The sequence below is a fragment of the Geodermatophilus sp. SYSU D00700 genome (assembly GCF_054050255.1).
The window spans coordinates 1-7,837 of the sequence record NZ_JBJGZA010000069.1; the positions used below are offsets into that span (position 1 = coordinate 1).

A 7,837-nucleotide genomic window follows, 5' to 3' on the forward strand; every position below is an offset into this window, starting at 1 on the left:
GGGGGCCCGGGGCGCGGCCGCCGGGGGTTTGGTTTGGGTGGGGCCCGCCCCCGGCGCGGACGGGGGGGCGCCCCGGCCCCGGCCCCGCCGGCGCGGGCGGGACCGCGGTCCCACCCGCGCCGGGCACCGGCTGCCCCCGGTCCAGCGCGTCGAGGTGCTCCTTGATCACCCGCAGCGGCAGGTAGTGGTCCCGCTGCGCGGTGAGCACGTAGCGCAGCCGGTCGACGTCGGCCCGGGAGAACTTCCGGTACCCCGACGGCGTCCGCTGCGGGGAGACCAGCCCCTCGCTCTCGAGGAACCGGATCTTGCTGATGGTCACGTCGGGGAAGTCGTCGCGCAGGGCGGTGAGCACCGCCCCGATCGTCAGGCGCGGGGTCCGCGCGTCCGCGGCGCCGTCCCCGGACGCGCCGGCGGGCGCTCCGGACACCGGATCAGCGGACCACGTCAGCGGGCGGAGTGCTCGCCGGTGCGCGGGCCGGTCAGGTAGACGAGGCGGAACTTGCCGATCTGCACCTCGTCACCGCCGGCGAGGGTGGCGACGTCGACCGGCTCGCGGTTGACGTAGGTGCCGTTGAGGCTGCCGACGTCGTGCACCGAGAAGCCGCCGCCCTCGCGGTGGAACTCCACGTGCCGGCGGCTGACGGTCACGTCGTCGAGGAAGATGTCGCTGTCGGGGTGCCGGCCGGCGGTGGTGACGTCCTGGTCGAGCAGGAACCGGCTGCCGGCGTTCGGGCCGCGCTTGACCACCAGCAGCGCCGACCCGGCGGGCAGGGACTCCACGGCCCCGGCGTGGGCGTCGGCGCCGGGCTCGACGACCTCGGGGACGTCGCCGGTGTCCTCGCCGCCGACCTTCGGGATCACGCTGGTCGACTCGCCGACGCGCTCCTGGGAGAGGGCGGCGCCGCACTGCGCACAGAAGCGACTGCCCTCGGGGTTGTCGTGGCCACAACGAGTGCAGTGCACGTCTGTTCTCCTCCGGTGCAGGGGGCACCGCCGCGACGCGAGTGGCTGCCGCGGGCGGCCGGCGGACGACGGCCCGGTCGGTGCCGTCGTGGTCGGCTGCCGTGCGGCGCACGGCGGGCCGTTGGTCATGGAACCAGCGGTCGTGTCGAGGGTCAACCGGGCGTCGGGGGCGACGCCACACCTGTCCCACGGGCCCGGCGGGGGCCGTTCCCGCGGGGCAGTCTAGTGATCGTCCCGGGGCGGCCGAGGGCGGTGGGGGCGGTCAGGACGCGTCGACCAGCGCCTGGTAGGCGGCCGCGTCGAGCAGGTCGGCGGTGGGGTCGCCGCCGTCGCCGGGCACGGTGATCTCGACCAGCCAGCCCTCCCCGTAGGGATCGGCGTTCACGGTCTCGGGGGCGTCGGTGAGGGCCTCGTTGACCGCCGTGACGGTGCCCTCCACCGGGGAGTAGACGTCGGAGACCGACTTGGTCGACTCCACCTCACCGATGGGGTTGCCGGGGCCCACCTCCTCCCCCACCGCGGGCAGCTGGACGAACACGATGTCGCCCAGGGCGTCCTGCGCGTGGTCGGTGATGCCGACCCGGACGACGGTCCCCGCACCTCCGCTCCCCTGCACCAGCGCCCACTCGTGCTGGTCGGTGTAGCGGCGGTCGTCGGGCGTGGTCATGCGGCGTCGTCTCCGATCGGGGTGGGGTGGTACCGGCGCCGCGGGGCCGCGGGTCAGTCGCCGGGGTCGGGCTGAGCGTATTGAGGCTCGTCGAGGGGCCGCAACGCGTCGACGACGACCCGGTCGCGCTGCTCGATGTCCACGCTGCCGCCCTGCCGGCCGACCCGGTCGACCACGCCGCCGGGGATGCTCATCGCCGTCCGCAGGTCGGCCGCGGAGCCGATGACCACGATCTCGTAGGGGGCGCTCACCGGCCGGCCGTCGACGCGCAGGTCGCCCGGACTGCCGGTGACGGCGGTGGAGACGCCCACCCGGACACCGTCGATCTGCATCGTCTCCGCGCCGGCGCCGCGCAGCTCCTGGATGGCGTCGAGCAGGTCGGCCACCCGCACCCGGCCCTCCGGGTCGCGGACGGTGACCACCAGACCCGGGCCCTCGGCGGCGACGGTGCCGTTGAGGACGGCGAGCGCCTCGGCGCGGGAGCGGGCGTCCTCGAGCGCGGCGGCCGAACGGCTGTCGGTGTCGGACAGGTCGCGCAGCGCGCCGCGCTGGTCGGCGATCTGCGCCCGCAGCCGCTCCTCCTGGCCGTCGAGCTCGTCGAGGATGGCGACCAGCTCCTCCTCCCGGGCGCCGGCGAGGGCCTCGCCGGTGCCGGTGCTGCGCACCTGGACGGCGATCGCGAACCCGAGCAGGACGGTCAGCACGGCGATCAGCGAGGCCGCGACCAGCGACTGGCGCCGCCGGGGCCGGCCGCCGTCGGCGGGCAGGCCGGCCGGCGCGGCACCGGCGGGCCCGGGGTCCTCCGCGGAGGGCTCCTCGGCGGGCCCGTCGGCAGGACCGTCCGTGACCTCCGGGGTGCCGACGGCGTCCGGGGTGTCCGGCACGTCGGGCGCGTCGGGGACGTCGGGCGCGTCGTCCGGACGCGGGGTGTCGCTCATGCCCGGAACAGGTGCCGGCGGATGGCCGCGGCGTTGCCGAAGATGCGGATGCCGAGCACGACGACCACGGCCGTGGACAGCTGCGCGCCCACGCCGAGCTGGTCGCCGAGGAAGACGATCAGCCCGGCGACGACGACGTTCGACACGAACGAGATGACGAACACCTTGGCGTCGAAGATCCCGTCGAGGCGGGCGCGGGCACCACCGAACACCGCGTCGAGGGCGGCGACCACCGCGATCGGCAGGTAGGGCTGCAGCCACAGCGGCACGGTGGGGTCGAGGACGAGGCCGAGCGCGATGCCGACGGCCAGGCCGATGACGGGGATCACGGTCAGTCCCCCGTCCCGCCGGGTGCCCCGGCCGGTTCGCCGGTGGCGGGCGTGGCGGATCGCAATTCGGGGGTCCCCCCGGCGGGCACGGACAGCTCGTCCTCCTGGGCGAACTCGAAGCGCAGGCCGTAGACCTCGGAGATGGCGGCGAGCGCGCCGACCTCGGGGCTGGCCAGGAACCGCGCCCGGAGGTCGTCCGGGTCGCCGATCGCGCTGACGAGATAGGGGTTGGTCACCGGGCGGAAGTCGACGAGGACCGCCTCCCCGGCGAAGCGGATGGCGGTGGTCGGGCCCAGCCGCTGGCCGTTGATGCTGACCGCCTCGGCCCCGGAGGCCCACAGCGCGTTGACCACCAGCTGCAGGTCGCCGTCCTGCACGCGGCCGCGGGCGTCCGCCTCCGCCGAGCCGCCCACGGGATCGGCGTCGGCATCGGGCTCGGCGTTGGCGAGGGTGACCACCAGCCCCGGGCCGTTGACGGCCACCAGCCCGGCGGCCAGCTCGGCGGCGTCGAGGTCGTCGATGGCGCGCTGCCCGACGGCGCTGGCGGCCAGCGCGTCCGCCCGCGCGTCGGTGACCCGGTCGCGCAGCTGCTCGAGCTCGGCGGTCAGGTCGCCGGTGGTGGCCGACTGCGCCTCGATGTCCTCCACCAGCTCGGCGCGGACCTGCTCCCGGCCCTCGGCGCCGGACGCGGCCTGGTCGTAGGTCACCGCCGCCAGCAGGCCGGCGCCGGCCATGGTGGCGGCGACGGCGAGGGCGCCCGCGCGGCGGCGCCGGGCCGGGCCGGCGGGCTCACCGGCGGCCTCCCGGTCCCGGCGGGCCTGCGCGGCGCGGGCGTAGGCCGGGTCGAGGGTCTCGGCCAGCACCTGGTCGAGCAGCGAGGCGCCCATCGAGCGCGGGCCGCCGCCGCGCCGGGCGACGGTCACGGCGCGGGACGGGTCTCCGCGCCCGCCGCGGCCGGGACCGGGCCGGCCCGGTCGGCGCGCACCAGCCCGAGCACCTGCACGACGTAGAACACCCCGGCGAGCACGTAGAGGACACCGCCCCAGATGGTCAGCGCCCACGCGACCGGCTGCACCCACGCCCAGGCGCCGCCGCCGTCGGCCAGCAGCAGCAGCGGGAAGGCGTAGAGCAGGATGAAGGTGGCCGCCTTGCCCAGGTAGTGGACCTGCAGCGGCGGGTAGCCGTGCCGGCGCAGCACCAGGAGCATGACGCCGAGCACGACCTCGCGGCCGACCAGCACCACGACCACCCACAGCGGGACGACGTCGCGCAGGACGAAGGCCACCAGCGTGGCGACGATGTAGAGCCGGTCGGCGGCGGGGTCGAGCAGCGCGCCCAGGCGGCTGGACTGGCCCAGCAGGCGGGCGAGCTTGCCGTCGGCCCAGTCGGTGACGCCGGAGACCATGAGCACGACGACGGCCCACCCGTCGGCCTCCGGGCCCAGCAGCAGGTACAGGAACAGCGGCACGCCGAGCAGCCGCAGCACCGACAGGACGTTGGGCAGGGTCCACACCCGGTCGGGCAGCTCGTTGCGGTCGGCCACCGGGGGCGTCTCCGGCACGGGCGGACCCGCCGACGCCGGGACGGCGGCCGACGGCCCCTGCGACGACGTCACTGCTCCTCCACCCCGGTGCACACCGAGCCCGAGGCTAGTCGAAGGACCCCGCTGCCCCCCGCCACTCGCACGCTCGTGGCGGGCCCCTGCAGCGGGGCCGCTCCAGCACGTCACCGTCCTCTCCGCTCGCCGCCTCGCGGCGAGCCCCTGCAGCGGAGCCGCTCCCGGCCGGGCGCTAGGCGGGGACGGCGACCAGCGACGCGGGCGCCGGCTCGTGGCCCAGCGGGCGGCGGCTGAACGAGCCGGTGCCGTGGCTGACCGAGCGCAGCGCCCCGGCGTAGCCGAGCAGCTCGATCTCTGGCACCTCGGCGCGGACGGTCGTGCGGTCGCGCTCGGGGTCGGCGTCGCTGCCGGTGACCCGGGCGCGCCGGGAGGACAGGTCGCTCATCACCGCACCGACGTGCTCGCCGGGGACGACGACGTCCACCTCGCACCACGGCTCGAGCACCTTGGTGCCCGCCGCGGCCGCCAGCTCCCGCACGGCCAGCGCGCCGGCGGACTGGAAGGCGGCGTCGGAGGAGTCCACCGAGTGCGCCTTGCCGTCGACGAGCACGAACGCGACGTCGACCAGCGGCCGGTCGTCGTGCACCCCCTTGGCCGCCTGCGCACGGATGCCCTTCTCCACGCTGCCGTGGTACTGGCTGGGCACCGCCCCGCCGACGACCCGCTGCTCGAAGGTGATGCCCGACCCGGGCGGCCCGGGCTCGGCCTCCACGACGACGACGGCGTACTGCCCGTGCCCGCCGGACTGTTTGACCAGCCGGCCGGTGGCCTTCGCCGGCCCGGCCAGGGTCTCCACCATCGGCACCCGCACGGGCACGGTGGTCACCGCGACGCCGTGGCGGGTGCGCAGCCGCTCGAGCAGCACCTCGCCGTGCGCCTCCCCCACGCACCACAGCAGCAGCTGGCCGGTGTCGCGGGAGCGCTCGACGCGCAGGGTCGGGTCCTCGGCGGCCAGCCGGGCCAGCGCCGGGCCCAGCCGGTCCTCGTCGGCACGGGAGGCCGCCTCGACGGCGACCGGGTGCTGGGGCACCGGCAGGTCCCAGGGCGGGACCAGCCGCGGGTCGCCGGGCGAGGACAGCGTGTCCCCCGTCTCTGCGGAGGCCAGCCGGGTCACCGCGCACACGTCGCCGGCCGGGCAGGCCGCGACCGGGCGCAGCGCCGACCCCAGCGGGGAGGAGATGGCGCCGACCCGCTCGTCGACGTCGTGGTCGGGGTGACCGCGGTCGGCGCCGCCGTGCCCGGAGACGTGCACGGCGGTGTCCGGGGTGAGGGTGCCGGAGAACACCCGCAGCAGGGACACCCGGCCCAGGTAGGGGTCGGTGGTGGTCTTGACGACCTCGGCGACCAGCGGCCCGTCGGGGTCGCAGGACAGCGGCGGGGCCTTCGAGCCGTCGGGGCGGGACACCGGCGGGCAGCCGTGCTCCATCGGGCACGGGAAGCCGTTGACGACCAGGTAGAGCAACGCGTCGAGGCCGATGTCCTGCAGCGGGGCGGCGCAGAGCACGGGGTGGAAGTGGCCGCGGGCGACCGCGGTCTCCAGGTCGCTCATCAGGTCGCCCTGGACCAGCTCGTCGCCGGCCAGGTAGCGCTCCATGAGCGCCTCGTCCTCGCTCTCGCCGATGATCCCCTCGATCAGCTCGCTGCGGAGCCGGTCGGCGTCGGGGGCCTGCGCGCCGGGCTCGAGCAGGTTGACCACCCCCTGCACCGCGCCGTCCGGGCCGCGGTCGACGAGGTGCACCGGGTAGACGCCGGCGCCGAGCACCGTCTGGCACAGCCGGACGGTCTCCTCGACGTCGGCCCGCGGCCGGTCGAGCTGGGTGACGACGACGGCGCGCGGCATGCCGACCGCGGCGCACTCCTCCCACAGCTGCACGGTGGCCGCGTCGACGCCGCCGACCGCCGAGACGACGAACAGCGCGGCGTCGGCGGCGCGCAGTCCGGCGCGCAGCTCACCGACGAAGTCGGGACTGCCGGGGGTGTCGAGCAGGGTGATCCGGGTGCCCTCGTGCTCGACGGTGGCCACGCCGAGGGTGACCGAGCGCTGCTGGCGGACCTCGACCTCGTCGCCGTCGAGGCAGGTGGTGCCGTCCTCGATGCGGCCGGCGCGCGGGATCGCGCCGGTGGCGGCCAGCAGGGCCTCGGCGAGGGTCGTCTTGCCGGCGCCGGAGCGGCCGACCAGCGCCACGTTGCGCACCCGGGCGGCCTCGCGCGGGGCGGGCGCCGGGGTGACCTCCTTACCCACGGCGGGCTCCTGCCCGGTGGCCGTCCTGGGCGGGTTCGGGCACGGGGACCTCCCGGGGTCGTCACGGATGTGGTCTGCCTCACAACCCTGCCCGCGCGCCCGCCGCCCGGCAAGCCCCCGCGCTCAGTCGATGGCGGCCGCCCCCACGAGCAGCGGCGCGGTGCTGCCCGCCCAGCCGTCGGGGGTCACGTCGGCGACGGCGACGGTGACGTCGTCGCGGCTGCCCGCGGCCAGCGCGGCGAGCACGAGCCGGGACGCGGCGGCGGCGGGACGGCGCTCGGCGGCCAGCACCCGCCGCAGCGTGTCCGGCGGGACGACGCCCGACAGGCCGTCGGAGCACAGCAGCAGGCGGTCGCCGGGCTCGGCGCGGACGGCGAGCAGGTCGGCGGGCCCGGGGTCCTGCGCGCCGCCCAGGGCCCGCAGCAGGACCGACCGCATCGGCGAGGCGGCAGCCTGCTCGGCGGTCAGCTCCCCGGAGGCGACGAGGGCCGCCACGAGGGTGTGGTCGGTGGTCAGCCGGGTGAGGACGCCGGCGCGCAGGACGTGGGCGCGGCTGTCGCCGACGGAGGCGACGACGAGGCGGCCGTCGCCGGTGAGCACGGCCGCGACGCAGGTGGTGGCCATGCCGGTGAGCGCGGGGTCGGCGGCCGCGGCCGCGCGGACGGCGGCGTCGGCGGCGGCGACCGCGGCGGTCAGGCCGGCGTCGGGCAGGGCGTCGTCGCCGGTGGCGCGCGCCCGGGTGGCGCGCCGGCTCACCTCGGCGACCGCGAGCCGCGCCGCGGTGGCGCCGCCGGCCCCGCCGCCCACGCCGTCGGCGACGACGAGCGCCGTGGGCCCGGCGTACCCGGCGTCCTGCACCTCCCCGCGCGGGCCGGCGAGGGAGGCCGCGGCCGGGTCGAGGACGAGGCCCGCCGGCGGCCCGCCGGTGCGGGGCGGTCCGGGCCGGCCGCCCGGCGCCTCCGCCGTCGGGAACCACGGCAGCGGGACGGAGGGCGCGGTCACGGCGCCCACTGTGGCCCACCGGGCGCCCCGGCGGACGCGGACGGCGCGCGCCACCCGGGGGACCCTCCCCCGGGTGGC

Annotated in this window: 9 protein-coding genes; all 9 read right to left on the bottom strand. The window is 77.4% G+C overall.

From position 1 onward, the window contains the following. Positions 1-427 (bottom strand): transcriptional regulator FtsR (gene ftsR / locus ACI79V_RS24170; RefSeq protein WP_456893450.1); only part of this gene is annotated, 427 nt, incomplete at its 3' end. Between the two features lie 17 nt (positions 428-444). Then, complete coding sequence (gene odhI / locus ACI79V_RS24175; protein ID WP_456893452.1) at positions 445-963, bottom strand: oxoglutarate dehydrogenase inhibitor Odhl; 519 nt, start codon at positions 961-963, stop codon at positions 445-447. Between the two features lie 262 nt (positions 964-1,225). Next, positions 1,226-1,630, bottom strand: coding sequence for a glycine cleavage system protein GcvH (gcvH, locus tag ACI79V_RS24180; protein WP_456893454.1), 405 nt, complete (start codon positions 1,628-1,630; stop codon positions 1,226-1,228). 53 nt (positions 1,631-1,683) lie between these two features. Continuing rightward, positions 1,684-2,568 (bottom strand): DUF881 domain-containing protein, encoded by an 885-nt coding sequence (locus ACI79V_RS24185; protein WP_456893456.1) that lies wholly within the window; start codon positions 2,566-2,568, stop codon positions 1,684-1,686. After that, positions 2,565-2,897 (bottom strand): small basic family protein, encoded by a 333-nt coding sequence (locus ACI79V_RS24190; RefSeq protein ID WP_387988172.1) that lies wholly within the window; start codon positions 2,895-2,897, stop codon positions 2,565-2,567. The genes ACI79V_RS24185 and ACI79V_RS24190 overlap by 4 nt, the downstream gene beginning before the upstream one ends. Before the next feature lie 2 nt (positions 2,898-2,899). Further along, a complete protein-coding gene (locus ACI79V_RS24195) occupies positions 2,900-3,820 on the bottom strand; it encodes a DUF881 domain-containing protein (RefSeq protein ID WP_456893458.1) in 921 nt (306 codons plus the stop codon). Then, entirely contained in the window at positions 3,817-4,512 is a 696-nt protein-coding gene (locus ACI79V_RS24200; protein WP_456893460.1) for a CDP-alcohol phosphatidyltransferase family protein, read from the bottom strand. Before ACI79V_RS24200 ends, ACI79V_RS24195 begins: the two co-directional genes overlap by 4 nt. A gap of 175 nt (positions 4,513-4,687) precedes the next feature. Continuing rightward, positions 4,688-6,826: an elongation factor G-like protein EF-G2 gene (locus tag ACI79V_RS24205; protein WP_456893464.1), complete on the bottom strand. Its 2,139-nt coding sequence runs from the start codon at positions 6,824-6,826 to the stop codon at positions 4,688-4,690. Between the two features lie 54 nt (positions 6,827-6,880). After that, positions 6,881-7,759: a PP2C family protein-serine/threonine phosphatase gene (locus ACI79V_RS24210; protein ID WP_456893462.1), complete on the bottom strand. Its 879-nt coding sequence runs from the start codon at positions 7,757-7,759 to the stop codon at positions 6,881-6,883. Positions 7,760-7,837 lie beyond the last annotated feature (78 nt).

What these genes read in the sequence shown, in the direction of transcription:
- gcvH (WP_456893454.1), bottom strand. Translation starts at nt 1,630, where the DNA reads ATGACCACGCCCGACGACCGCCGCTACACCGACCAGCACGAGTGGGCG.
- ACI79V_RS24185 (WP_456893456.1), bottom strand. Translation starts at nt 2,568, where the DNA reads ATGAGCGACACCCCGCGTCCGGACGACGCGCCCGACGTCCCCGACGCG.